Source organism: Mycobacterium sp. NGS48 (genome assembly GCF_059812585.1).
Genome location: NZ_JCALCY010000008.1, coordinates 1 through 24349, shown reverse-complemented (window position 1 = coordinate 24349; position 24349 = coordinate 1). Strand labels below are relative to the sequence as shown.

General features: G+C 67.4%; 25 protein-coding genes and 1 riboswitch. Of the genes, 12 read left to right on the top strand and 13 right to left on the bottom strand.

Annotated features, from left to right (window positions below; genetic code table 11):
- Positions 1-55: 55 nt before the first annotated feature.
- From manB to rfbD, 3 genes are read right to left on the bottom strand one after another with little or no spacing between them, the layout of a single operon-like run.
- Positions 56-1129, bottom strand: coding sequence for a mannose-1-phosphate guanylyltransferase (gene manB / locus AC5Y42_RS15685; protein WP_499899399.1), 1074 nt, complete (start codon positions 1127-1129; stop codon positions 56-58).
- A 2-nt stretch (positions 1130-1131) separates the two neighbouring features.
- Positions 1132-2001: a glycosyltransferase family 2 protein gene (locus AC5Y42_RS15680; RefSeq protein WP_499899398.1), complete on the bottom strand. Its 870-nt coding sequence runs from the start codon at positions 1999-2001 to the stop codon at positions 1132-1134.
- A gap of 16 nt (positions 2002-2017) precedes the next feature.
- Entirely contained in the window at positions 2018-2887 is an 870-nt protein-coding gene (gene rfbD / locus AC5Y42_RS15675) for a dTDP-4-dehydrorhamnose reductase (protein ID WP_499899396.1), read from the bottom strand.
- 77 nt (positions 2888-2964) lie between these two features.
- Between rfbD and AC5Y42_RS15670 the strand changes: the two genes are divergently transcribed.
- The 8 genes from AC5Y42_RS15670 (at position 2965) to AC5Y42_RS15635 (ending at position 12341) form a co-directional block, all read left to right on the top strand.
- Positions 2965-4428, top strand: a complete 1464-nt coding sequence (locus tag AC5Y42_RS15670; RefSeq protein WP_499899395.1) for an LCP family protein — start codon at positions 2965-2967, stop codon at positions 4426-4428.
- Between the two features lie 34 nt (positions 4429-4462).
- Positions 4463-5140, top strand: a complete 678-nt coding sequence (locus AC5Y42_RS15665) for a TIGR03089 family protein (protein ID WP_499899639.1) — start codon at positions 4463-4465, stop codon at positions 5138-5140.
- Positions 5141-5222: 82 nt separating this feature from the next.
- Entirely contained in the window at positions 5223-5504 is a 282-nt protein-coding gene (locus AC5Y42_RS15660) for a DUF1490 family protein (RefSeq protein WP_499899636.1), read from the top strand.
- A gap of 9 nt (positions 5505-5513) precedes the next feature.
- Positions 5514-7649 (top strand): manganese-exporting P-type ATPase CtpC, encoded by a 2136-nt coding sequence (ctpC, locus tag AC5Y42_RS15655; RefSeq protein WP_499899393.1) that lies wholly within the window; start codon positions 5514-5516, stop codon positions 7647-7649.
- Positions 7638-7828: riboswitch (cobalamin riboswitch) on the top strand. Its footprint overlaps the gene before it by 12 nt.
- A gap of 31 nt (positions 7829-7859) precedes the next feature.
- On the top strand, positions 7860-9059 hold the full coding sequence (locus AC5Y42_RS15650) for an ABC transporter substrate-binding protein (RefSeq protein WP_499899392.1): 1200 nt from the start codon (positions 7860-7862) through the stop codon (positions 9057-9059).
- Complete coding sequence (locus tag AC5Y42_RS15645; protein WP_499899391.1) at positions 9056-10093, top strand: iron chelate uptake ABC transporter family permease subunit; 1038 nt, start codon at positions 9056-9058, stop codon at positions 10091-10093. Before AC5Y42_RS15650 ends, AC5Y42_RS15645 begins: the two co-directional genes overlap by 4 nt.
- Positions 10090-11787: an ATP-binding cassette domain-containing protein gene (locus tag AC5Y42_RS15640; protein ID WP_499899389.1), complete on the top strand. Its 1698-nt coding sequence runs from the start codon at positions 10090-10092 to the stop codon at positions 11785-11787. Before AC5Y42_RS15645 ends, AC5Y42_RS15640 begins: the two co-directional genes overlap by 4 nt.
- Positions 11784-12341 carry a DUF7676 family protein gene (locus tag AC5Y42_RS15635; protein ID WP_499899388.1) on the top strand — a complete coding sequence of 186 codons (558 nt, stop codon included), beginning with the start codon at positions 11784-11786 and terminating at the stop codon, positions 12339-12341. Before AC5Y42_RS15640 ends, AC5Y42_RS15635 begins: the two co-directional genes overlap by 4 nt.
- Before the next feature lie 7 nt (positions 12342-12348).
- Here AC5Y42_RS15635 and AC5Y42_RS15630 read toward each other — a convergent pair whose 3' ends face one another.
- Positions 12349-12900, bottom strand: coding sequence for a cation efflux transmembrane domain-containing protein (locus tag AC5Y42_RS15630; protein WP_499899635.1), 552 nt, complete (start codon positions 12898-12900; stop codon positions 12349-12351).
- A 147-nt stretch (positions 12901-13047) separates the two neighbouring features.
- On the opposite strand from AC5Y42_RS15630, the gene AC5Y42_RS15625 reads away from it, so the two are divergent.
- Both AC5Y42_RS15625 and AC5Y42_RS15620 read left to right on the top strand, forming a co-directional pair.
- The gene (locus AC5Y42_RS15625; protein ID WP_499899386.1) at positions 13048-13956 is read left to right on the top strand and encodes a class I SAM-dependent methyltransferase; all 909 of its coding nucleotides are present in this window, start codon (positions 13048-13050) and stop codon (positions 13954-13956) included.
- Positions 13943-15124 carry a CoA transferase gene (locus tag AC5Y42_RS15620; protein ID WP_499899385.1) on the top strand — a complete coding sequence of 394 codons (1182 nt, stop codon included), beginning with the start codon at positions 13943-13945 and terminating at the stop codon, positions 15122-15124. Before AC5Y42_RS15625 ends, AC5Y42_RS15620 begins: the two co-directional genes overlap by 14 nt.
- Before the next feature lie 9 nt (positions 15125-15133).
- Here AC5Y42_RS15620 and AC5Y42_RS15615 read toward each other — a convergent pair whose 3' ends face one another.
- Positions 15134-16309, bottom strand: coding sequence for a PPE family protein (locus AC5Y42_RS15615; protein ID WP_499899633.1), 1176 nt, complete (start codon positions 16307-16309; stop codon positions 15134-15136).
- Between the two features lie 12 nt (positions 16310-16321).
- The gene (locus AC5Y42_RS15610; RefSeq protein WP_499899383.1) at positions 16322-16621 is read right to left on the bottom strand and encodes a PE family protein; all 300 of its coding nucleotides are present in this window, start codon (positions 16619-16621) and stop codon (positions 16322-16324) included.
- A 299-nt stretch (positions 16622-16920) separates the two neighbouring features.
- Between AC5Y42_RS15610 and AC5Y42_RS15605 the strand changes: the two genes are divergently transcribed.
- Entirely contained in the window at positions 16921-18123 is a 1203-nt protein-coding gene (locus AC5Y42_RS15605; RefSeq protein ID WP_499899382.1) for a PPE family protein, read from the top strand.
- Positions 18124-18143: 20 nt separating this feature from the next.
- On the opposite strand, the gene AC5Y42_RS15600 is transcribed toward AC5Y42_RS15605, so the two are convergent.
- The 5 genes from AC5Y42_RS15600 to AC5Y42_RS15580 all read right to left on the bottom strand — a co-directional run bounded on the left by AC5Y42_RS15600 (position 18144) and on the right by AC5Y42_RS15580 (position 22231).
- Complete coding sequence (locus AC5Y42_RS15600) at positions 18144-18860, bottom strand: hypothetical protein (RefSeq protein WP_499899380.1); 717 nt, start codon at positions 18858-18860, stop codon at positions 18144-18146.
- Positions 18861-18883: 23 nt separating this feature from the next.
- Positions 18884-19192, bottom strand: coding sequence for a hypothetical protein (locus AC5Y42_RS15595; RefSeq protein WP_499899379.1), 309 nt, complete (start codon positions 19190-19192; stop codon positions 18884-18886).
- A gap of 81 nt (positions 19193-19273) precedes the next feature.
- On the bottom strand, positions 19274-20443 hold the full coding sequence (locus AC5Y42_RS15590; protein WP_499899378.1) for an acyl-CoA dehydrogenase: 1170 nt from the start codon (positions 20441-20443) through the stop codon (positions 19274-19276).
- Positions 20444-20511: 68 nt separating this feature from the next.
- Complete coding sequence (purE, locus tag AC5Y42_RS15585; RefSeq protein ID WP_499899376.1) at positions 20512-21027, bottom strand: 5-(carboxyamino)imidazole ribonucleotide mutase; 516 nt, start codon at positions 21025-21027, stop codon at positions 20512-20514.
- A complete protein-coding gene (locus AC5Y42_RS15580) occupies positions 21020-22231 on the bottom strand; it encodes a 5-(carboxyamino)imidazole ribonucleotide synthase (protein ID WP_499899374.1) in 1212 nt (403 codons plus the stop codon). The genes purE and AC5Y42_RS15580 overlap by 8 nt, the downstream gene beginning before the upstream one ends.
- A gap of 86 nt (positions 22232-22317) precedes the next feature.
- Here AC5Y42_RS15580 and AC5Y42_RS15575 point away from each other — a divergent pair, with 86 nt between their 5' ends.
- Positions 22318-22980: a GtrA family protein gene (locus AC5Y42_RS15575; protein ID WP_499899373.1), complete on the top strand. Its 663-nt coding sequence runs from the start codon at positions 22318-22320 to the stop codon at positions 22978-22980.
- Here AC5Y42_RS15575 and AC5Y42_RS15570 read toward each other — a convergent pair.
- Positions 22935-23453: a PH domain-containing protein gene (locus AC5Y42_RS15570; RefSeq protein WP_499899371.1), complete on the bottom strand. Its 519-nt coding sequence runs from the start codon at positions 23451-23453 to the stop codon at positions 22935-22937. The two genes, AC5Y42_RS15575 and AC5Y42_RS15570, sit on opposite strands and share 46 nt — an antisense overlap.
- A gap of 9 nt (positions 23454-23462) precedes the next feature.
- Positions 23463-24281, bottom strand: coding sequence for a biotin--[acetyl-CoA-carboxylase] ligase (locus AC5Y42_RS15565; protein ID WP_499899370.1), 819 nt, complete (start codon positions 24279-24281; stop codon positions 23463-23465).
- Between the last annotated feature and the right edge of the window lie 68 nt (positions 24282-24349).

Sequence of the window (24349 nt, the reverse complement as noted above, 5' to 3'; positions counted from 1 at the left end):
TAGCAGACTTCACTGACTCGAACTTTTTGGCAGGACCGTCGGGTGAAGATGGCACCTAGACGTCGGTCGAGTAGCGAATTCCGCCGTCGGGGATCGAGACTCCGGGCCACACCCGGGCGCCGCGCAGCAGCTCGCAGCGGGCGCCGATGTCGGCGCCGTCGCCGATCACGCCATCGCGGATCAGCGCTCGCGGGCCGATCCGGGCGCCGAAGCCGATGATCGAGCGCTCGATCACGCTGCCTGCCTCGATCCGCGCTCCGTCGAAGATCACCGCGCCGTCCAACCGGGCGCCAGGGCCGATCTCGGCGCCCCGCCCGACGACCGTGCCGCCGATCAACAGCGCGCCGGGCGACACCGCCGCGCCGTCGTGCACCAATTGTTCGCCGCGATGCCCGCGCAGCGCCGGCGACGGTGCGATGCCGCGCACCAGGTCCGCCGAGCCGCGCACGAAATCCTCCGGCGTACCCATATCCCGCCAGTAGCTGGTGTCGACGTAGCCGCACACCTTCACCCCGTCGGAGAGCAGCGCCGGGAACACTTCGCGTTCCACCGAGACTTCCCGGCCGCGCGGAATCCGGTCGATGGTCTCGCGGGAGAACACGTAGCAGCCGGCGTTGATCTGGTCGGTCGGCGGATCCTGTGTCTTCTCCAAAAACGCGGTTACTCTGCTGTTTTCGGTGGTGACGCAGCCGAACGCCCGGGGGTCGGAGACCCGGACCAAATGCAGAGTCAGATCGGCCTCGTTGGCGCGGTGGAAATCCAGCAGCTGCCCCAGGTCTGCGCCAGAGAGCACATCACCGTTGAATACCATCACGGTGTCATGGCGCAGCCGCGGCGCGACGTTGGCGATTCCGCCGCCGGTGCCCAGCGGCTGGTCTTCGGTGACGTATTCGATCTGCAAACCAAGTTCGGAGCCTTCGCCGAACTCCGCCTCAAACACCGCCGGCTGATACGAAGTGCCCAGGATGACGTGCTCAATACCGGCCGCGGCGATCCGCGACAGCAGGTGGGTGACGAACGGCGGCCCAGCGGTCGGCAGCATCGGCTTGGGCGCCGACAGGGTCAGCGGCCGCAGTCGGGTGCCCTTGCCACCGACCAGCACAACCGCATCGACTTGGGGGTTCGCCACTGTCATCCTTCTTTCAGGTTGCGCCGCGAGCTACGCACCTGCAGCCGCGCACGCACCTTCAACCCGCTCCGCATGGCCCCGCGCAGCGGGGCGCGCCACCACCCAGAATGCCGGTCGGCGAGGAATCTATAGGTGCTTTCGTGGTGGGCAACCAGGTTGCGGGCCGCATCGCGTCCGGCGGCGTGGCCCTTGTGATGCAGCACTTCGGCCGACGGGACGTAGACGTTCAGCCAGCCGGCCCTGCCGAGTCGGTCGCCCAGGTCGACGTCCTCCATGTACATGAAGTAGCGCTCGTCGAAGCCGCCGATCTGATCGAAGGCCGCGCGGCGCACCAGCAGACACGCCCCCGACAGCCAGCCCACCGCCCGCTCGGTGGGCTCCAGCCGCTGCTGGCGGTACGCCGTCGACCACGGGTTGTTGCGCCACAGCGGGCCGACGACGGCGTGCATGCCGCCACGGACCAGGCTCGGCAGATGCCGCGCCGACGGATACACCGACCCGTCCGGTTCGCGGATCAGCGGGCCCAGCGTCCCCGCGTGCGGCCACCGGGCGGCGGCGTCCAGCAGGGCGTCGATGCTGCCCGGGCCCCACTGCACATCCGGGTTTGCCACGATCAGCCATTCCTCACCGTCGCCCAATTGGGTGACCCCGCGGTTCACCGCGCTGCCGTAGCCGAGGTTGGCGCCCGTCGAGAACATCCGCACGTTCGGGTACCGCTCGACCGCCGCCTGCGGCGCTCCGTCGGTCGAGCCGTTGTCGGCCATCAGCACGCTCACCGGCCGCTCGGTGGCCAGCGACAGCGAAGCCAAAAAGCGGTCCAGGTGCGGGCCCGGCGAATAGGTCACCGTCACGACCGGCAGGACGTCACTCACGCGTAGAGGGTAACGGTCAGGCGTCCACGGGCACGGACAGCGCTTGGCTCAACGCTTCCCGCCATGGCCGCAGCGGTGAGAGCCCGGCCTGCGCGGAGGCTCGACTGGACAGCGCGGTGTAGGGCGGTCGGGACGCCGGCCGCGGCACCCGGTCGCTGCTCACCGGGCGTACGCGTTCGGGGTCGGCCCCCACCCCCTCGAACACCGCGCGGGCTTGCTCGAACCGGGAGACGGCGCCCTGGTTGGCGGCGTGCACCACCGGGGCGGTCACCCGTCCGTCGACCACCTGCAGCAACGCACCCACCAGATCACCGGCATAGGTCGGTGAGCCGATCTGGTCGTCGACCACCTCCAGGGTGCGATCGCCGCCGGCCAGCCGGCGCATGGTGGCGACGAAGTCCTTGCCGGCTGCGCCGGTGTAGACCCAGGCGGTGCGCACCACGGTGGCCTCCGGCAACGCCGACAGCACGGCCAGCTCGCCGGACAGTTTGGTACGTCCGTACACGCTCAGCGGTGCGGTCTGATCGCCGGGCTCGTAGGGGCGCGGCGCCGAGCCGCCGAAGTCGCCACTGAACACGTAGTCGGTGGAGATATGGACCAGTTGCGCGCCCACTCGCGCGCACGTTCGCGCCAGGTGCTCAGGGCCTTCCGCATTGACCGCATGCGCGGTCTTCTCGTCACTTTCTGCTCCGTCGACATCGGTGTAGGCCGCACAGTTGACAACGACATCGCCGCGTTCGATGAACCGGTCGGCAGCGGCCGGGTCGGTGATATCCCACTGGGACGAAGTCAGCGCCAGCACGTCGCGTCCCTGCTGGCCGGCCTGTTCTGCCAGCAACCTGCCGACCTGCCCGCCGGCCCCAGTGATCACGATCCTGCTGCGCACGGTCACAAGTCTGGCACGGCCCGGCCACGCCGAAGCCTCGGCTACCAGCGATACGGCTGTGGCGTAAGTAATCTATTGTGATGCCTGCGGAACGCGTGGTTCGTGTGGTTGCGACCGTGATGGCCGTCGTCGTCGTGCTCGGCACCGGGGTGGCGTGGAGCAGAATCCGGTCATTCGAGGACGGGATCTACCACGTCTTCGCTCCCTCACTGGGCCAGGGCGGCGACGATGGCGCGATCGACATCCTGCTGGTCGGCATGGACAGCCGCGCCGACGCCCACGGCAACCCGTTGAGCGCCGAGGAACTGGCGACGCTTCGGGCCGGCGACGAGGTCGCCACCAACACCGACACGATCATCTTGGTGCGGGTGCCCAACAACGGGAAGTCCGCCACCGCAATCTCGGTTCCGCGCGACACCTATGTGCAGGCGCCCGGGCTGGGCAAGACGAAAATCAACGGCGTCTACGGCCAAGTCAAGGAAGAAAAGAGGGTCACTCTCGTCGAATCGGGGATCGACGCGGCCGAGGCCGAGAGCCGCGGAACCGAAGCCGGGCGCGAGGCCCTGATCAAGACCGTTGCAGACCTCACCGGCGTCACGGTCGACCACTACGCGGAAATCGGGCTGTTGGGCTTCGCGTTGATCACCGATGCACTCGGCGGAGTGAACGTCTGCCTCAAAGAGCCAGTGTACGAACCACTTTCAGGCGCCGACTTCCCGGCCGGCTGGCAGAAGCTCAGCGGCCCGCAAGCGCTGAGCTTTGTCCGTCAGCGCCACGACCTACCGCGCGGTGACCTCGACCGGGTGGTGCGCCAGCAGGTGGTGATGGCGTCATTGGCCCATCAGGTGATCTCCGGCAAGACGTTGTCCAGCCCGGCCACGCTGGACCGGCTCCAAGGCGCCATTCAGCGCTCGGTGGTGCTGTCTTCCGGTTGGGACATCATGGATTTCGTGCAACAGCTGGAGAAGCTCGCCGGCGGGAACGTGGCCTTCGCCACCATTCCGGTGCTCGACGAGGCGGGCTGGAGTGACGACGGCATGCACAGCGTAGTGCGGGTGAATCCGCATCAGGTTCAGGACTGGGTCGCCGGTCTGCTGCATGACCAAGACGAGGGCAAAACCGAGGAGATCGCCTACACACCCTCCAAGACCACCGCCAACGTCCTCAACGACACCGACATCAACGGGTTGGCAGCGGCAGTCTCAGATGTGTTGGCGTCCAAAGGTTTCAACAGTGGCAGCGTCGGCAACAACGACGCCGGACATGTGACGGGCAGTCAGGTGCAAGCCGCCAAGGCCGACGACTTGGGCGCGCAGGCGGTCGCGAAAGATCTCGGCGGGCTGCCGGTCATCGCCAATACCTCGGTGCCGCCGGGGTCGGTGCGGGTGGTGCTGGCCAACGACTACACCGGCCCGGGCTCCGGGCTCGACGGCGGCGTGATGCCGATGGCGGCATCGAACGCCGGCACAAGCGACAGTACCGCTCCCCCGCCGTCGCCGATCCTGACCGCCGGGTCGGACAATCCGGAGTGTGTCAACTAAAGCGATCAACCTCAGCGAGGCGATTCTCGACCCGATGCTGCGCGCCGACCCGGTCGGCCCGCGCATCACCTACTACGACGACGCCACCGGCGAGCGCATCGAGCTCTCGGCGGTGACACTGGCCAACTGGGCCGCCAAGACCGGCAACCTGCTGCGCGACGAGCTGGGCGCTGGGCCGGGCAGCCGGGTGGCGGTGTTGCTGCCGGCCCATTGGCAGACCGCGGCGGCGTTGTTCGGCGTGTGGTGGATCGGCGCCGAAGCCCTGCTCGACGGGCCCGAGGCCGACATCGCGCTGTGCACCGCGGCCCGGCTGGACGAGGCTGACAGCACCGGCGCCGCGGAGGTGGCGGTGCTGTCGCTGGATCCGTTCGGCCGCCCGGTGCCCGACCTGCCGGTCGGCGTCACCGACTACGCGACCGCGGTGCGCGTCCACGGCGACCAGATCGTCGCCGAGCGCCACCCGGGCCCCGCTCTGGCGGGCCGATCAGCCGACGACATCTTCGCCGACTGTCAAAGCTCCGCTGCAGCGCGGGGATTGACGGGAGCAGACCGGGTACTTGCGACCGCGCCGTGGGAGCAGCCAGCTGAACTGGTCGACCGCTTGCTGGCGATCTTGGCGGCCGGCGGGTCGCTGGTGCAGGTCGCCAACCCGGATGCCGCGGCGCTGCCACGCAAGGTGGAGACCGAGAAAGTCACCCGTGTTCTCGACTAGCCTTCGACCTACATATATTGGTATCGCAATATTTCTATGTTAACGTCGGAAGCGGACAGCCCCGACAGGATGGAGTGTGGCGATGTTGGTGCACGGGCTACTCGGGAAAGCGGCCGGAACGGTGGTCACCGGGCTGGTCGGGGTAAGTGCCTACGAAGCGTTGCGCAAAGCGCTGGGCTCGGCGCCGGTTCACAACGCCGCGGTCACCGCGACCGAGTGGAGTCTGCGCGGAACGCGGCGCGCCGAGGAGGCAGCGGAGTCGGCCCGGCTCAAAGTGGCCGACGTGGTGGCCGAGGCGCGCGAGCGCATCGGTGAAGAGGCGCCGCCGCCGGCGATCGGCGACCACGGCGACCACGAACACTGATCTTTGGTCATGACTGACCTTGCCGTCATTTCCGACGCGGCCGGGCGGATGCGGGTGCAGGTCCCGTGGGTGCGGTCGAACTCCCGGCGCGCCGTCGCGGTGGAAGAGGCGGTTGACAAGCAGAACGGGGTGCGGGCGGTGCACGCCTACCCGCACACCGGCTCGGTCGTCGTGTGGTATTCGCCGAAACGCTGCGACCGCTCGGCGGTGCTTGTCGCGATCGACTCGGCCGAACACGTTGCGGCCGAACTGATTCCCGCACGCACGCCACGCTCGGCCGATGTCCGCAACACCGAGGTGCTGCGCATGGTGGTCGGCGGCGCGGCGCTGGCATTGCTCGGGGTGCGCCGCTACGTCTTCAATCGGCCGCCGCTGCTGGGTTCGAGCGGCCAGTTGGTTGCGACCGGCGCAACGGTGTTCATGGGCTATCCCTTCCTGCGCGGCGCGCTGCGATCGCTGCGGTCCGGCCGTGCCGGCACCGATGCGCTGGTGACCGCGGCGACGGTCGCCAGCCTGGTGCTGCGCGAGAACGTCGTCGCGCTCACGGTGCTGTGGCTGCTCAATATCGGTGAGTATCTACAAGATTTGACGCTGCGACGGACCCGACGGGCCATTTCGGATCTACTGCGCGGCACCGCCGACACCGCCTGGATACGGCTGGACGGCGGCAACGAGGTGCAGGTGCCGATCGACACCGTGCAGGTCGGAGACGACGTGGTGATTTACGACCACGTGGCGATACCGGTCGACGGCGAAGTGGTCGAAGGCGAGGCGGTAGTCGACCAGTCTGCAATCACCGGCGAAACCCTGCCGGTCAGCATCGTCACCGGCTCTGACGTGCATGCCGGATCGGTGGTGCTGCGCGGGCGTTTGGTAGTGCGCGCCCGCGCGGTCGGCAACGAAACAGCCATCGGCCGTATCGTCACCAGAGTCGAAGAGGCGCAACAAGATCGAGCGCCAATCCAAACCGTCGGCGAGAACTTCTCCCGCCGCTTCGTTCCGATTTCGTTCATCGTCTCGGCGATCACCCTGGCGGTCACCGGAGATGTGCGACGCGCGATGACCATGCTGCTCATCGCATGCCCGTGCGCCGTGGGGCTGGCGACACCGACAGCGATCAGCGCGGCGATCGGCAACGGTGCTCGTCGCGGTATCCTGATCAAGGGCGGTTCACACCTCGAGCAGGCCGGCCGGGTGGACGCCATCGTGTTCGACAAGACCGGAACGCTCACTGTCGGCCGTCCGGTCGTCACCAACATCATTGCCATCCACCGAGATTGGCAACCCGAGCAGGTCCTGGCCTATGCCGCCAGCTCGGAGCTGCATTCCCGGCATCCGCTTGCCGAGGCGGTGATCCGATCCACCGAGGAACGCCGCATCATCATTCCGCCGCACGAGGAATGCGAGGTGCTGGTCGGCCTGGGCATGCGGACCTGGGCCGACGGTCGCACGCTGTTGCTGGGCAGCCCGTCGCTGCTGCGCTCCGAAAACGTGGCGGTGTCAACCGAAGCGGCCGACTGGGTGGACAAGTTGCGCAAGCAGGCCGAAACGCCGCTGCTGCTGGCGGTCGACGGCATCCTGGTGGGACTGATCAGCTTGCGAGACGAAGTGCGCTCCGAGGCCACCGATGTCTTACAGCAGTTGCGGGGCAATGGTATTCGCCGCATCGTCATGCTCACCGGCGACCACCCGGAGATCGCGAAGGTGGTTGCCGCCGACTTGGGCATCGACGAGTGGCGGGCCGAGGTGTTGCCGGAGGACAAACTCGAAGTGGTACGCCAGTTGCAGGACGAGGGGCATGTTGTCGGGATGGTCGGCGACGGCATCAACGACGCTCCCGCGCTGGCGGCCGCCGACATCGGAATCGCCATGGGGCTGGCCGGAACCGACGTCGCCGTCGAAACCGCCGACGTCGCATTGGCCAACGACGATTTACGGCGCCTGCTCGATGTGGGCGATCTCGGGTCGCGTGCGGTCGAGGTGATCCGGCAGAACTACGGCATGTCCATCGCGGTCAATGCTGCCGGGCTGCTGATCGGCGCGGGCGGCGCACTGTCGCCGGTGCTGGCCGCGATCCTGCACAACGCGTCGTCGGTGGCCGTCGTCGCCAACAGCTCGCGGTTGATCCGCTACCGCTTGGATTAGCGGCGCCGTGCAACAATGTCGCCGTTAAGGCGATGACGATGCAGGAAGCCGGTGTGAGTCCGGCGCGGTCCCGCCACTGTCATCGGGGAGCGACCCTCATCGGCCACGGCCAGCAGGCTGGAAGGCGAGGCGAGCGACGATCCGAAAGCCAGGACACTGGCGTCATCGCGTCCTGCGAACCGGGGCGGTGCACCCCGAGAGAGCTGACCGATGTCACGTCCGCCGTGGATAGCCCTCGTCGTCATCACCACCCTGGCGCTCACCGTGGGCGCCTGCGCGTCGTCGGACAAGCCGTCCAACACCAGCGCCCCCGATAAACCAGGCTGCATCAGCGACTTCGACCCGAATGCCGATTACTTCCCGGACAAGTCGGCGGTCCAGGACGCCACCAATTTCACGATCAGCTACCACAACAGCTATCAGGTCCTGACCGTCAAACAGCCCTACCCGAACGGATCGCCTCAGTCGTATGTCCTGGTGCGTTGTGGGGCGCCGGCGCCGGCGTTGACCGGCAACCTGGCCCACGCACCGCAGATCACGGTGCCCGTCACCAGCCTGTATTCGGCGTCGACCACCCATCTGGGCATGATCGACGAACTCGACCAAACCGACGTGGTCACCGGCCTGGCCGATACCGCCAATACCGTCAGTCCGCAGATCCGCCGGCGCGTCGATGCCGGCAAGGTCGTCGACTACGCGCCTGGCCAGCAGATCAATGTCGAGTCGGTGATCGCCGGCCATCCCGATGTGCTGGTGACTGGCGGCACCGACGATCCGAGTTACGCCAAGCTGCGCGACGCCGGGATCCGGATGGTTGCCGACGCCGAATGGCTGGAGACGACGCCGTTGGGCCGGGCGGAGTGGGTCAAGGTGTTCGCCGCGCTGACCGGCACCGAGAAGAAGGCCGGTGGAATCTACGACCGGTTGCGCGACGACTATCGCAACGTCGCAGCCAAGACGGCCGGCGTGCGGCCCGCCGAGGTGCTGCCCGGAACGATGTACCAAGGCACCTGGTCGGTGCCGGCCGGCGGCGACTACGCCGGCCGGTTGATTGTCGACGCCGGCGGTGAATATCCGTGGTCGCGCGACCCCAACACCGGAAGCCTGCAGCTGAGCTTCGAATCCGTCTACGCCAAGGCCGGACATGCTCCCGTGTGGCTGGTGAGCACCGGCTGGACAACGCTCGATGATGCACTGGCCGCCGACAACCGCTATGGCGAGTTGACGGCGGTCCGCGACGGGCAAGTCTGGTCGGCGGCCAAGGCGATCGGGCCCGGCGGCGGCAACGATTACTGGGAGCGCGGCGTGGCCCGACCGGACCTGGTGCTGGCAGATCTGGTGGCGATCCTGCACCCCGAGCTGGCACTCAACCACCGCTTCGAGTTCTATCGACAGGTCACCGGCGCGTGAGCAGGGCGGCGGCCGCGTTGACGGCGCTGGCAGCGGCGGTGGTGGTGCTGACGCTGCTGGGAATTGCTCTGGGTCCGGTGCGGGTGCCGCTGTTCGACACGGTCCGCGTCGTGGCCGGTGCCGACCCGTCGGACCCTCGCTGGCAGGTGATCGTGGCGAGCATGCGCGTGCCGCGCGTGCTGACCGCGATCGCGGCCGGGGCCGGGCTGGGCGTGGCCGGGCTACAGATGCAGACGCTGTTCCGCAACGCGCTCGCCGACCCGTACGTGTTGGGCGTCAGCTCGGGGGCCAGCCTCGGGGTGGCCGTCGTGGTGATCGCGGGCGCCGGATCCGCCGCCGGATTCACCGCGGGTTTGGCCGGCGGCGGTCGCGCCGGCGTGGTGCTCGCTGGGGCGCTGGGGGCCGCGATCGTGCTGGCGATGGTGCTGGCGCTGGCCCGCTGGGTGCGGTCGGCCGCGACGCTGCTGTTGATCGGCGTGATGGTGGGCGCGGCCAGTACCGCGGTTGTCAGTGTGCTTCTGGTGTATGCGGATCCCCAGCGTGTCCAGCAGTATCTGCTGTGGGGGCTGGGCAGCTTCGCCGGCACCACCTGGGCCGACTTGCGCCTGCTGTTGCCGTGCGTCGCAGTCGGCGTGGCGGCTGCGGCGATGACGGTCCGCGCTCTCAACGCGCTGCTGCTCGGCGAGGGTTACGCCCGCACGATGGGTATCGACGTGGGGCGGGCCCGGGCGGTCGCGGTGGCGTCGGCGTCGCTGTTGGCCGGTGCGACGACGGCGTTCTGCGGTCCGATCGCCTTTCTCGGGCTGGCGGTTCCGCACCTGTCCCGTATTGCGTTGGGCACCTCCGATCACCGCGTGTTGATTCCCGGAGTGGTCCTGATGGGTGCGGCTGTCGCGCTGGGTTGCGCGATTGTCAGCCAGGTGCCCGGGAGCGACGCCGTGCTGCCGCTCAACGCGGTCACCGCGCTGATCGGGGCACCGATTGTCGTCGCCGTGCTGCTGCGCAGCCGTCGCGGTGTGGGCATCGAGCGATGATCGAGTTGCGTGAGCTGGCCATCGGCTACCGCAGCCGGCGTCGGACCAGCACCGTGGCCGCCGGGCTGCGGGCGGTGGCCCGCCGCGGTGAGCTGACGGTTGTGTTGGGGCCCAACGGATGCGGGAAGTCCACGCTGATCCGAACCCTGTGCGGATTGCAACCCGCTCTCGGGGGGCAGGTGCTGCTGGACGGGAGTGACGTGGCTGCGGTGCCGCCCGACGAGCTGGCCCGGCGGGTTGCGGTGGTGCTCACCGACCGCATCGACCCGGGCCTGCTCTCGGCGCGTGAACTCGTTGGGCTGGGCCGCATCCCGTACCTGAGCCGCAGCGCGCGGCTCACGGCTGACGACACCGCGGTCATCGACTGGGCGTTGGCCGCGGTCGGCGCAAGCAACCTGGCCGCGCGCCCGGCCGTCGAACTCTCCGACGGCGAACGGCAGCGGGTGCTCACGGCTCGGGCGCTGGCGCAACAGCCTTCGGTGCTGGTGCTCGACGAGCCGACGGCCTTCCTGGACGTGCCGTCGCGGGCCGGCCTGGTCGAGATGTTGCGAGGCCTGGCCCGTGACCATTGCCTGGCGATCGTGATGTCAACTCATGACCTGGAACTCGCGTTACGGGTCGCCGACCGGGTGTGGCTGCTCGGTCCGGACGGTGCTCTGCTCGACGCCATCCCCGAGGAACTCATGCTCGCCGGACACATCGGCGAGCTATTCGACTGCGGCACATTGCGTTTCGACGCGGTCGGCGGGGTGTTCGTGGTGCGGGGCACAACCGGGAGAAACGCGCGCGTTTACGCATCCGATCCGCTGGAGGGCGCCGTCGAACGGGTGCTCGCCAGGGAGGGTTGGCGCACATGCGAACCCGCCGAGATCGTGGTCTCCGCCGCCGATCCGGAGAAGATCACACTGCGGGCCGGCGGTCGTCCGGCGGTATTGACGGCGCTGGGCGGGCTGCCGGCGTTGTTGCGCGACCATCCACCCGGCGGTAGCGACTGTGCTTCCGAGGAGATCACGGCGGCGATGCACGCCGAATTGTCGAAGGTCAGCCCGTATTTCGCGGTGAGCACCGGACCGATGGCTGAAAGCGATTGGCGGCCAGTGCATCTGCTTTATACCGACACCGACGTGCTCGACGGCATCGTTGGCCGGGTGCAGATCCGCATCGGCGCCGCGGAGCGTCGGGTTGCGGTGTCGACGTTTCAGCTCGGCTTCGCTGCGCGGCTGTGGTCGATCGGGCTCGGCGCGGTTGCCGGTCATCGCCTGCTGCCTGATCTGTGTCCCGAGCATCTGCTGTTTCGCGAAACCGACGGTCAGCTGCACCTGCACATCGAGCACCCCGTTGGGTGGCGGGGCGATGATCTGGAGCCGATGCTGGCCGACATGGTCCTCGAGTCACACCTGGCGCCGCTGTCCGCGGCGGTGCGCCGACTCGGGCCGATCTCGACAAAGGTGCTGCGGGGCAATGCGGCATCCGCGCTGCTCGGGGCTGCCCGTGTGTTCGACGACAAGTGCGCATCCGGCGCGGGGTGGCAGTTGGCCCGCAGACTGTGTGACGACGAGAGACTCACCGGTACAATCCATTTCAGCAACGGCAGCTATCGTCGTACCAGCTGCTGCCTGTACTACCGCACGCCGGTGGGCGGGTTCTGCGGCGAGTGTGTGCTGGCGGCCAAGCGGAAAAAGGAGACGCTATGACCGAAGCCGATCCCGCCGTCGTCGAGACCGAGGACGGCGGGCAGGAGCAGCGCTGGCCGTTACCGACCGACGAAGCGCGGCTGCTCGATCTGATCCACCTGTGCTTCGACGAGTACTGGGACGAAATCTGGTTCGGCATCATCGTCGAAGGCGCGGCCTGGGAAGTGGCGGCGCCCAACGCGCCCAAGCGCATCTCGATGTACGACGGGTACGCCACAGTCGACTTCGGCCGCTGGCACTTCCACCTGTGCATCGGGGAACACACGGCAAGCGGCCCCGACCTCGGCCGGATCCGAAGATGCGCGCGCGCCGAAATGTATCGTCGGATCGCCGACGACGGCTACCCCACCTCGTGGGGAGTGCGCCTCTACAACGGGCGCGACGAACAGCTGATGACGGTGATGCTGCCGAATCCGTTTCTGACCAACGATCAGCAGATCCGCGACCAGCCCGCCTGGGGACAGCTGGAACTGTGGGAGCGGCTGCGCGCCGACTACCTGGGGCTGGGCCCCGACCCGCTGGACCGCGCCGGCAACGGCTTTCGGCACGGGTGACGCCGGTTCAGCAGCTGCAGTTCTGGCCGCGCCAGGACCGAATACCCTGCCAGACCGCAGCGGCGGCGATACCCAGACCGATCGCAGGGTCTAGCCACCAACCGCCGGGCCAGGCGGCGGTGACCGCAAGACCGACCAGCACCGCGGCCGCCTGTGCTCCGCACAGGTAGTTCTGGGTGCCTTCGCCCGCGGTGGCCGCTGAGTGCAACCGCACCGCCAGTTGGTGTTTGGCGCGACCGAGGGTGGGCATCAGCACCAGGGCGACAGTAGTCAACGCGATACCGATGACCGATGTCTCGGCGTGGTGCTCTTCGAGCAGGTGGCGCAGCGATTCCGCGGCGATATACGGGGCGGTGAGCCAGAAGGATACCGCGACACCGATTTGTGCCCGCCGCTCCGCAGTCGTCGAAAGTGTGCGTGAGCCGCTGAACCGCCAGACCACCATGGCGCTGGCCAAGCCTTCGGGGGCACTGCCCAAGGCCCAGCCGGTCAGCGCTATCGAGCCGACCGCCAGGCCCTGCCACAAGCCCAGCACACCTTCGACGAGCATCGCGAGCATGCTGACCCAGGCCAGCCGTCGCGCCCACCGGGCGCGCCGAAGCCATCCCGCGTCCCGTTCGCGGCAGGCGTCGCCGGCCAGGGCGGCGGGGTTGTGCGAGTGCGAGACGGTCACCAGACGATCTTAAGGGTCGCTACGCTGCTCAGCATGACGCGCACCGACAACGACACCTGGGACCTGGCCAGCAGCGTGGGGGCGACGGCGACGATGGTGGCCGCCGGCAGGGCGCGCGCCACCGCATCCGGGCTCATCGACGACCGGTTCGCCGATCCGTTGGTACGAGCGGTCGGAATCGACTTTTTCACCCGGTGGGCCACCGGCGAACTCGACTCCACCGAGGTCGACATTCCCGACCTGCCTTGGGGCATGCAGCCGATGACGGACCTGCTGGCGGTGCGCACCCGCTTCATCGACACATTCTTCGCCGAGGCGGGCGCAGCCGGCATCCGCCAGGCGGTCATTTTGGCTTCCGGCCTCGACGCGCGCGGCTATCGGCTGTCCTGGCCGTCGGGGACGGCGGTGTTCGAGATCGACCAACCGCAGGTACTCGAATTCAAGGCCGCCACCCTGGCCACGCTCGGCGCCCAGACGGCCACCGATCTGCGGGCGGTGCCGATCGATCTGCGCCACGACTGGCCGGCCGCGCTGCAGCAAGCGGGGTTCGATCCCGCAAAGCCGACCGCCTGGATCGCCGAGGGGCTGGTCGCATTCCTGCCGCCGGAGGCCCAGGACCGCTTGCTGGACAACATCACTGAGCTCAGCGCCGAAGGCAGCCGAGCTATCGTCGAGATTTTCTTGAACTCCCCGGAATCCGTGCAAGCACAGCAAGCCGCAACCCGCAAGTGGTACGAGAACGGCCTGGATGTGCACATCGACAACTTGGGCTACCCCGCCGAGCGCCATGATGTGGCGGCCTATCTGGGCGAGCGAGGCTGGCGGACGGATCGCACGTTGGCCAACCAGTTGTTGGCCGACAGCGGATTACCGATGCTCAGCGCCGACAGCCACAACTACTACTGCACCGCCGTGTTGGGCCGGGATCGTGAGCAGCGCTAGCCCCAAACCTCTCGACGGGTATCGGGTCTTGGATTTCACCCAGAATGTCGCGGGCCCGCTGGCCGGCCAGGTAATGACCGACCTGGGCGCCGAAGTCATCAAGATCGAGGCGCCCGCCGGGGAAGCCGGCCGGCACATCACCTCGGTGCTTCCCGGACGTCCACCGCTGGCAACGTATTTCCTGCCCAACAACCGGGGCAAGAAATCGGTGTGCATGGATTTGAGCACCACCGAAGCCAGGCAGCAGATACTGCGACTGGCCGACACTGCCGATGTCGTCCTGGAAGGATTCCGGCCCGGGGTGATGGAGAAACTCGGCCTGGGGCCTGGCGAATTGCAGTCCCGCAACCCGAAATTGATCTATGCCCGGCTGTCGGCATATGGCGGCAACGGCCCGCACGGCAACCGGCCGGGCGTCGACCTGATGGTCGCCGCCGAGGCCGGGATGACGTCGGGAATGCGCACAGCGGACGGCAAACCGCAAATCATCCCGTTTCAACTCGTCGACAACGCCAGCGGCCACGTCCTGGCGCAAGCCGTGCTTGCCGCACTACTCAACCGCGAGCGGCACGGCGTCGCCGACATCGTGCGCGTCGCAATGTATGACGTCGCGGTGAGCCTGCAGGCCAACCAGCTGATGGTGCACCTCAACCGGCCCAGCGATCTGCCGGTGCAGAAACCCAAGCGGCGCAAAGGCGTTGGCTTTGCCACCCAGCCGTCCGACGCGTTCCGCACCGCCGACGGGTACATCGTCATCAGCGCCTACGTGCCCAAACACTGGGAGCTGCTATGCCATACGATCGGCCGGCCCGACCTTCTGGACGACGAGCGGTTCGCCGACCAGCGCTCACGGTCGATCAACTACGGCGAGTTGACCGATGAATTGGAGGCCGCGCTGAGCACCAGACCGGCAACCGAGTGGGCCGAATTGCTGTGCGCCAACGGCATCATGGCTTGCCTCCCGTATACCTGGAAGCAGGTTGTCGGTACACCCCTGTTCGCCGAAAACGATCTCGCATTGGAGGTCGGGAGCGACGACGACACCGTTACGGTGATTCGCGCACCGGCGCGCTACTCCTCCTTCAACTCCGCGGTGACAGATCCACCGCCGGCGTTGGGCGCCCACAACGACGAGTTTCTGGCCGCTGCGCGGGAAACGCCTCACTGAGATTGGCAGTTATCCGGCGAATGGCGGACGCAGCATGACGGTGGGCCGGAACCCGTATCGCGGTCCGGCACCACTCGCGCCGGCGCCCGCGCCCGCCAGTGGCATCCCGCCCAGCAGGTTGCCTCCCGCCGCCGTCTCGGGAGTTGCCGTGACGGCGCTGACCGGTAATGGCGAAGCGCCGGGGACCGCCGCCGGTGATGCCGCCGCACCCCAGGCGGGCGGCACGGAAAGCCCGCCGACCGGGGCCGCAGCGCCCAGGCCCGCCGAGACCGGCGCACCGCCCCCCAGGCCGCCCAGCAGTCCCCCTAAACCGGGTAAGCCCGCCGCAGCTTTGGCCCCGTCGCTGGCAGCCTTGGCGGCCGGCGCCAGCGCCTTGGAGAGTGACAAAAAGTGGGTCGACATGCCGGTGAAGCGATACATCATCGCGACGGTGTTTTGAGCAGGGCTCATGTATTCCGCCCATAGGTCCACTATGGGAATTTTTCCCAGCGCGTCCGAAAGCGACGACGGTGTCGACGCGCTCGCCATCCCCGGGCTTGCGAGAGTCTGTAACGCGGGTGGCACCGACGACAGCAGCTGCGACTCGGCCGACTGCGCGCCGGTTCCGGCCGATGTGGCAGCGGCTTGGGTGACCGCGGCGGCCTGCATGCCCTGTCCGGCGGGGTTGGTGGTTTGCACCGGGGCGGTGAACGGCGTCACCTTTGTGGTGGGCGCGACCTGACCGGCGTACCCGTACATCGCCGCGGCATCTTGGGCCCACATCTCGCCGTATTGGGCTTCCAACTGCGCGATGATCGGCACGTTTTGACCGAGAACGTTGGTCGATACCGCCTGTGCCAGCTGGATGCGGTTGGCCTCGATCAGCGGCGGAGGTACCGTCGCGGCGAACGCAGCCTCGTAAGCGCCGGCCGCGGCCCTGGCCTGGGCAGCCGCTTGCTCGGCTTGGGCGGCGCTGCTGCTCATCCACGCGATATAGGGTGCGGCCGCGTCGGCCATCTGCGCCGACGCCGGGCCGCGCCACTCACTGGTCAGCTGCGTGATCACCCTGTCGTAATCGATTGCGGCGGACTCCAACTCGGCGGCCAGCCACCGCCAGGACGACGCCGCGGACATCATCGCCGCCGACCCCGGCCCGGTATACATGCGAGCGGAGTTGAGCTCTGGCGGTAGCGCCCCGAAATCCAGCACTGCGTGTCCTCAGCTGGTCGCGGCGGCGTTGGCGGCTTCCGTGGCCGCGTACGAACCGGCGCTGGTGCCCAGCATGTTCACGAACATGTCGTGAATTGCCGCGGCTTGGACGCTGGCCGCCTGATACATCCGGGCATGCGTGGCGAACTGCGCCGCCGTCAGCGCCGAAATTTCATCGGCTGCCGGCGGAACTATTCCCGTCGTCGGGCCTGCCGCAGCCGCATTCTGCGCCGCCACAGACGCGCCGATAGCAGCCAAATTGCGAGCTGCAGCGGATAGCACCTCCGGCTGGGTTTCTACGAACGCCACGCTGATTTCTCCTCAGTGATCGGTCTCAGCGGCCTTCACGAGCCGCTCGCTAGCGACGTTAGATGGCCGGGAGCCGATTGTGCACTACCAACGACCAGTGTTCACCTAGAGATAGAAAGAGTTCATCAGTACGTACCGATGACGCCAATAGAAGCTTTATATCTTCATAAGTGAACTTATGTCTCAGATGGTGGATCGCAGCTGTCGACAGTGGCGAGGAAAGGCATCGCATCCGTGACAACAAAGCCGAGGAGATCGGCGGGGGCCCGCGACCGGCGGCGAGGCCAGGGCGTCACGTAGTGGATTACGGAGCGCTACCGCCGGAGGTCAACTCTGGCCGGATGTACGCCGGCGCCGGCGCGGGACCGATGTTGGCGGCCGCCGCAGCCTGGGACGTGTTGGCCGCCGACCTGTACACCACGGCATCCTGCTACGGCTCGGCGATCTCCGAAATCAGTGGCCTGTGGTCGGGCCCGGCGTCGATTTCGATGGCCGCGGCGGCCGCGCCCTATGTGGCGTGGTTGTCCACCACCGCGGCGCGGGCCGAGCAGGCGGCGGTCCAGGCCAAGGCGGCCGCCATCGCCTACGAGGCCGCCTTTGCGATGACGGTGCCGCCGCCGGTGATCGCGGCTAACCGGGTCCAACTGATGACGCTGATCGCGACGAACTTCTTCGGGCAGAACTTTCCGGCTATCGCGGCGACCGAGATTCATTACTCGGAGATGTGGGCCCAGGATGCCGTAGCGATGTATGGCTACGCCGGCGCCTCAGCGGCCGCATCGACGTTGACTACGTTCGACCAGCCGCCGCCGACCACCAATCCGCTGGGGCATGCCGGTCAGGCCGCTGCGGTTGCTCACGCCGCCGAGACGGCTGCCGGCACGAGTGCGCAGCCCCTGCCGTCGGTGCCCGCCGCGTTGCAGGCCCTGGCTTTGCCCACATCGTCGTCCAGTTCACCAACCTCCGGGCTATGGAGTTTGAGGTCAGTGTTCAGCGGACTGCTGGGTGAATCCCCGGGGTCGCCTGGCTCGCCCACATCGCCGATCGGCAAGCTCTTGACGCCTTCCATGTATTCCAACCTCCTGGGCGGCGCTTATTCCGGCCTGGGCAGCTGGGATCACATGATCAAGGTCTGGGAGGATGTGCTTCCCGCCGCGGCAGCAAGCAAAGGGGCTGCAGCGGCGGCCAGCCTGCCCGGTGTCGGTGGAATGCTGGGCGGCGGTGGGCCCATGTCAGCGGGCGTCTCGGCGAGTGTGGGTCACGCAGGCACGGTCGGCAACTTGTCGGTGCCGCAGAGTTGGGCCGCAGCGGCACCGGCGACAAATGCTGCGAGCGCGGCTTCACCTGTCAGCAGCATCAGCGCCGGCGCCGGAGGTAGACCAGAGGGCATGCTGCGCGGAATTCCGCTTTTTCCGGGTTCGGGCCGGCAGTCCGGCGGCGACATCGGCCAACGGTACGGGTTCCGCCACAGCGTGATGGCGCGCCCGCTGTCGGCCGGGTAGGCCACCGTCAAGCCCCGGGGCTATTTCCCGGGTGTAAACCAGGCAACCTTGGCTTGCCAGGACCGGGCGGATGCATAGGCGAAGCCGATCGCGCCCAGGCACGCGCACAACCAGACCGGCAAGGCGACATCGATGTGTGCCCAGGCCGTGCCTATCTGGATCACGTGAGCCACCAGCCCGAACCCGGCCGAGATCAGGTAGAGGTCAACGGTTGTCGTCGAGCGGGGGTCTCTGCGCAGGATCAGCAGCACCTGAACGGCGTAGCCGAGCAGGTAGATCAGCAACCCGCCCAGCACCAGCCAGTAGACCCCTAGCCAGACGTCGGTGACATGGGCGGCGAACATGTCCGGGTGATGGCCCTCGTCGGCGATCACGAACACGGCCACCAGCAGCGGAACACCCAACCACACCGGGCGCGCCACGAATTTGCGCAGCAGTCCGCGGACGTGGGTTTCGTTGGCGAGCCGGGCCAGCCCATGCTGGATTATCGCCGTCACCGCAAAGATCCAGCAGATGTGCCCGAGGAGATGTTGCACATTCCACAGCCCGAAGATGCGGTGCAGGGGCGGCCCGAGGACGGCAGCCGCCCAGTGCGACATCAGCAACACCGCGCAACCCTGCAGCGCGACGTTCAGGGTCGCGCCAGCCTCCCAACTGGATTGCCATGTATGACGGCGGATCCACAGGCTGTACGCGATCGCAACCAGCGTCGCGGCGATGAGGGTGGTTTTTATCATCAGGTGGTTTCCAGCAGCGCCGCTTAGACGGGCGGACTGTTGGGATCAGGATATAGTTCGCGCATTCTGGGCAGGCGGCGCTCTGACTCGACGAACTCGGCGACCGATTCCGGCTCGATCAACCCGTAGCGAACTTGCAGTTCAACCGGGTTCAGCCCGAAGTACCTAGCCGCCTTGATCAGGTTGTCAGCGGTGACCAGCCGGCCCTCGCGAGCCGCCTTGTAATAGGCGGACTTGCGGTAGCCGAAGGCTTCGTAAACCTCAGTAGCCGCCAGCGGCCTGCCGACCAGGTAAGGCAGAACGATCGCCGGGTCTTTGGCGCTGTCGTCCACAATTATGGACGATAGCCCCTCATGACGGACCCGGCAAAGCGGCGCGGAGCGTCCTCTATCGGTGGCCGAGCGCATGTCACGTCAACGCAGCAGCGCGCGTGACATGACCACCCGCTGAATCTGGTTGGTGCCCTCATAGATCTGGGTGATCTTGGCGTCGCGCATGAACCGCTCGACCGGGAAGTCGGTGGTGTAGCCGGCGCCACCGAAGAGTTGCACCGCCGATTCCGTCACGTCCATGGCGGTGTCGGAGGCGAAGCACTTTGCGGCCGCGGAAATGAATCCGAGATTCGGCTCGCCGCGTTCGGCGCGCGCAGCCGCCGTGTAGACCATCAACCGGGCGGCTTCGACTTTCATCGCCATATCGGCCAGCTCGAACTGCACACCCTGGAACTCCGAGATCGACTTGCCGAACTGCTTGCGGTCTTTGGTGTAAGCAACCGTGGCGTCCACCGCGCCCTGCGCGATACCCACGGCCTGCGCACCAACGGTGACACGGGTGTGATCGAGAGTCTGCAGCGCGGTCTTGAACCCGGTGCCGGGCTCACCGATGATCCGATCGCCCGGGATGCGGCAACTCTCGAAATACAGCTCAGTTGTTGGCGAGCCCTTGATGCCGAGCTTCTTTTCCTTCGGGCCGATGCTGAATCCCTCGTCGTCCTTGTGCACCATGAACGCCGAAATACCATTGGCACCCTTGTCCGGATCGGTCACCGCCATCACGGTGTACCAGGTCGACCTGCCGCCGTTGGTGATCCAGCACTTGGCGCCGTTGAGAATCCAGTCATCGCCGTCGGCCTTTGCCCGGGTTTTCATCGACGCCGCGTCACTGCCGGCCTCGCGCTCGCTCAATGCGTACGACGCCATCGCCCCGTCGGTGGCCAAACTCGGCAACACCTGTTTTTTCAGCTCCTCCGAACCCTGCAGGATGAGCCCCATGGTGCCCAGCTTGTTCACCGCCGGAATCAACGAGGCGGACGCGTCGACCCGGGCCACCTCCTCGATCACGATGCAGGCGGCCACCGAGTCCGCGCCCTGACCGCCGTACGCTTCGGGAATGTGCACGGCGTTGAAGCCGGAGGAATTGAGCGCCACTAGTGCTTCTTCAGGGAACCGCGACTCCTCGTCGACCTCGGCGGCATAGGGCGCGATTTCTTTTTCCGCCAACGCCCGAACCGTCGCCCGCAGCTCGTCGTGCTCCTCGGGCAACTTGAACAGATCAAATGATGGATCTCCGGCCCATCCAGCCATACCGACCTCCTTGCACAGTTCGATTGCCCGGCTCCATCGCGGGCCGCCCAGCCCGCATCGTCGCCGGGCTACTGGCCGGTAACTTTACTCCGCAGCTTTTCGTCCTTGATTCGCACGGTCTCCGCCAGCTGCTGCTGGAACGCGACCACCCGGCTGCGCAGCACCAAATCGGACGCCCCGAGAATGCGCACCGCCAACAGGCCCGCGTTACGGGCGCCGCCGATGGAGACGGTGGCCACCGGCACCCCGGCCGGCATCTGCACGATCGACAGCAGCGAGTCCAGGCCGTCGAGCTTGGCCAGCGGCACCGGGACCCCGATCACCGGCAACGGGGTGGCCGACGCGACCATGCCCGGCAAGTGAGCGGCGCCGCCGGCACCGGCGATGATCACCTCGATGCCGCGGTCGCCCGCGTCCCGGGCGTAGCCGAACATCCGCTCGGGTGTGCGGTGCGCCGAGACCACCCCGACCTCGTAGGGCACCTCGAATTCGGCCAGCGCGTCGGCGGCATCGTGCATCACCGACCAGTCGCTGTCGCTGCCCATGATCACGCCGACTCGGGGCTGATTCGCCTGGTTAACCATGTGGGTTCCATCCGTCCGTCCACTGCCCGTGTGATAACCAGTGTGCCGCCCGCCCGGCGCGTTCACGCAGCGTCGCCAGCTCGGCCATGTCGGAGCCCAAGAAGTTGACGTGGCCGATCTTGCGGCCCGGCCGTTCCCCTTTCCCGTACAGGTGGACCCGGGCTTCGGGCATCCGCGCGAACAAATGGTGCAGGCGTTCGTCGACGCTCATCGTCGGCGTTTGCGGCGCTCCCAAGACGTTGGCCATCACCGTCACCGGGACTGTGGCGTCGGTGTCGCCGAGCGGATAGTCCAGCACCGCGCGCAGATGCTGTTCGAACTGGCTGGTTCGGGCGCCATCCATGGTCCAGTGCCCGGAGTTGTGCGGCCGCATCGCCAGCTCGTTGACCAGCAGAGCGCCGTCGACGGTCTCGAACAGCTCGACGGCCAGCACACCGACGACCCCGAGCTCCGCCGCCAAGCGCAGCGCCAACTCCTGCGCCTCGATGCCCACGTCAGCGGACAACTGGGGCGCCGGCGCGATCACCTCCACGCAGATGCCGTCGCGCTGCACGGTTTCCACCACCGGCCACGCCGCGCCCTGGCCGAACGGCGAGCGTGCCACCAGCGCCGACAGTTCGCGCCGCATCGCGACCCGCTCCTCGACCAGCACGGGCACGCCAGAGTCCACGATGTCGCGGGCGATCTCCCGGGCTTGCGCCAGGTCGGCGGCCATCCGCACCCCGCGCCCGTCGTAGCCGCCGCGGGCCGCCTTGACCACCAGCGGGCCGTCGACGCGGGCAGCGAACGCGTCCAGATCGTCGAGCTCGTCGACCGCGGCGTAGCGCGGCACCGGCGCCCCCAATTCCTCCAGCCGGCGCCGCATCACGAGCTTGTCTTGCGCATGCACCAGTGCCTGCGGGGGCGGCGCCACATTGACGCCCTCGCCGACCAGCTTGTCCAGCAGCTCGGTGGGGACATGCTCATGGTCGAAGGTCAACGCGTTGGCCCCGGCCGCCACCCGGCGCAGGTCATCGAGATCGGTATGCGAACCGATCACCACGTCGGGGCTGACTTGGGCGGCGGGGTCGTCGGCGTCGGCGGCCAGCACCCGCAGCGTCTGGCCCAGCGCGATCGCGGCCTGATGGGTCATCCGGGCCAGTTGGCCGCCGCCGACCATCGCGACCACCGGCGGAGTGGAGGGTGTACTTGGCACGGCCATCATGGTGTCATGGCGGCTGACCGCGGTATTTGACGGTGGTGACACAGTCGTGACGCACCAGTAACCGACAAAACGTACACTGCGACACTGTGTCCTTTGCCGATGCCACGATCGAGCGGTTGCCGCGGCTGATCCGACCGTATGCGGAACGTCATCACGAACTCATCAAGTTCGCCATCGTCGGGGCCACCACATTCATCATCGACTCGGCGATCTTCTACACCCTCAAGTTGACGATTCTGGAGCCCAAGCCGGTGACCGCCAAGGTCATCGCCGGCATCGTCGCAGTCATCGCGTCCTACATCCTGAACAGGGAATGGAGCTTCCGGCAGCGCGGCGGCCGGGAACGCCACCACGAGGCGCTGTTGTTCTTCGTGTTCAGCGGTGTCGGCGTGCTGCTGTCCATGGCGCCGCTGTGGTTCTCCAGCTACATCCTGGAACTGCGGGTGCCGCACGTGTCGCTGACGGTGGAGAACATCGCCGACTTCATCTCGGCTTACATCATCGGCAACCTGCTGCAGATGGGATTCCGGTTCTGGGCGTTCCGGCGCTGGGTATTCCCCGACGAGTTCGGCCGAACCGCGGATCAGGCGCTGGAATCCGCTCTCACCGCCGGCGGGATCGCCGAGGTGCTCGAGAACAACATCGAGGGCAGCGGCAATGTCACGCTGTTGCGCGCCTGGCGGTCACGCCGCAGCCGGTTTTCTCAGCTCGGCGATTCCTCGGATCCCAGGGTGTCGAAGACCTCGTGATACAGCAGCGCGTGGACTTGCTCCACGCGCGGAATGTCATAGAACTCCAACGGATCTTGTGACGCCGACTCGATGATCAGCGTCCCAGTACGCATGATCCGATCGACGATGCCGTGCCGGAATTCCACGCTGTTGATGCGGGCCAGCGGAATGTCGATTCCGCTGCGGCTCAACACTCCGTGGCGAAACATCACCCGCCGGTCGGTGATCACGAAATGGGTGGTCAACCAGGTCAGAAACGGCCACAGCGTCAGCCAGCCGACGACCACCAGCCAGATCGCCCAGATGACCGCGAAGATGATGTTCTTGGCGTTGCGATCCCAATCGGTGGTGCTGACAACGGCGGCGACGAATGAGGCCAGCGCGGTGGCCAGCAGCAGGACACAGACCGCGCCGATCAACCGCTTCCAGTGCGGGTGTCGATGCAGGACCACCTGTTCGTCGCCGGCCAGCACGTTATCGGGGTAACCCACGGCAGCACTCTAGACGGCGGAACGCAGATGCGTGATGTCTCCGGCCGACACCGTCACGGTCTGAGCACCGGCGTCCACGCACAGTCGGCCCAACTCGTCGACGCCCCGGGCCACGCCGACGACCTCCCGATCGCCGGGCAGCAGCGCCTGCACTCGTGAACCCAACGTCACGCTGTAGCGCTGGTAGTCGGCGAACAGCTTCGGATCGGCGCCGCCAGCGGTTCGCCAAGCATCGATTCGGCTGGCCAGTTCGCGAAGTATGCGGTGGGCCAACGCATTTCGATCAACTGCCGATCCCGTCATCAGCAGCGAGGTGGCCACCGGGTCGGGTGCTTCCGCCGCCGTCAGTGTCACGTTGAGGCCCAGCCCGACGACGATCGCCGCCGCCGGCGCGGCAACTTCGGCGAGAATCCCGGCCAGCTTGCCGTCACCGACCAGCACGTCGTTGGGCCACTTGAGGCCCGCGGCGACGTCGGCTTCTGCGGCCAGCGCATCGACGACGGCAACACCGGTGGCCAGCGGCAGCCAACCCCATCCCGACCGGGGCACCGACGATCCGTCGACGCCGACAGATAACGCGACCTGGGTGCGTGGCGGTGCCGACCACTGCCGGCCATGGCGCCCGCGACCGGCGTTCTGGTATTCGGCCAGCAGCACCGATCCGTCGATGTCTACGCCGGCGGCCGACCGGGCCAGTAGGTCGGCGTTGGTGGAGCCGGTCTCGGCGACCACGTCGAGCCGACGCCATGCCAGCTCCGGCCCGACCAGCCCGTCGCCGATCACCGCTGCGTCTAGCGGCGGGCGGGGCAGGTCAGCGTCGGCTGGCACGGTGGTTTGCTCTTTTCGTCGAGGGTGCGCTCAGGGATTCCACTGTGCGCTGATGGTGGGATTTGCGC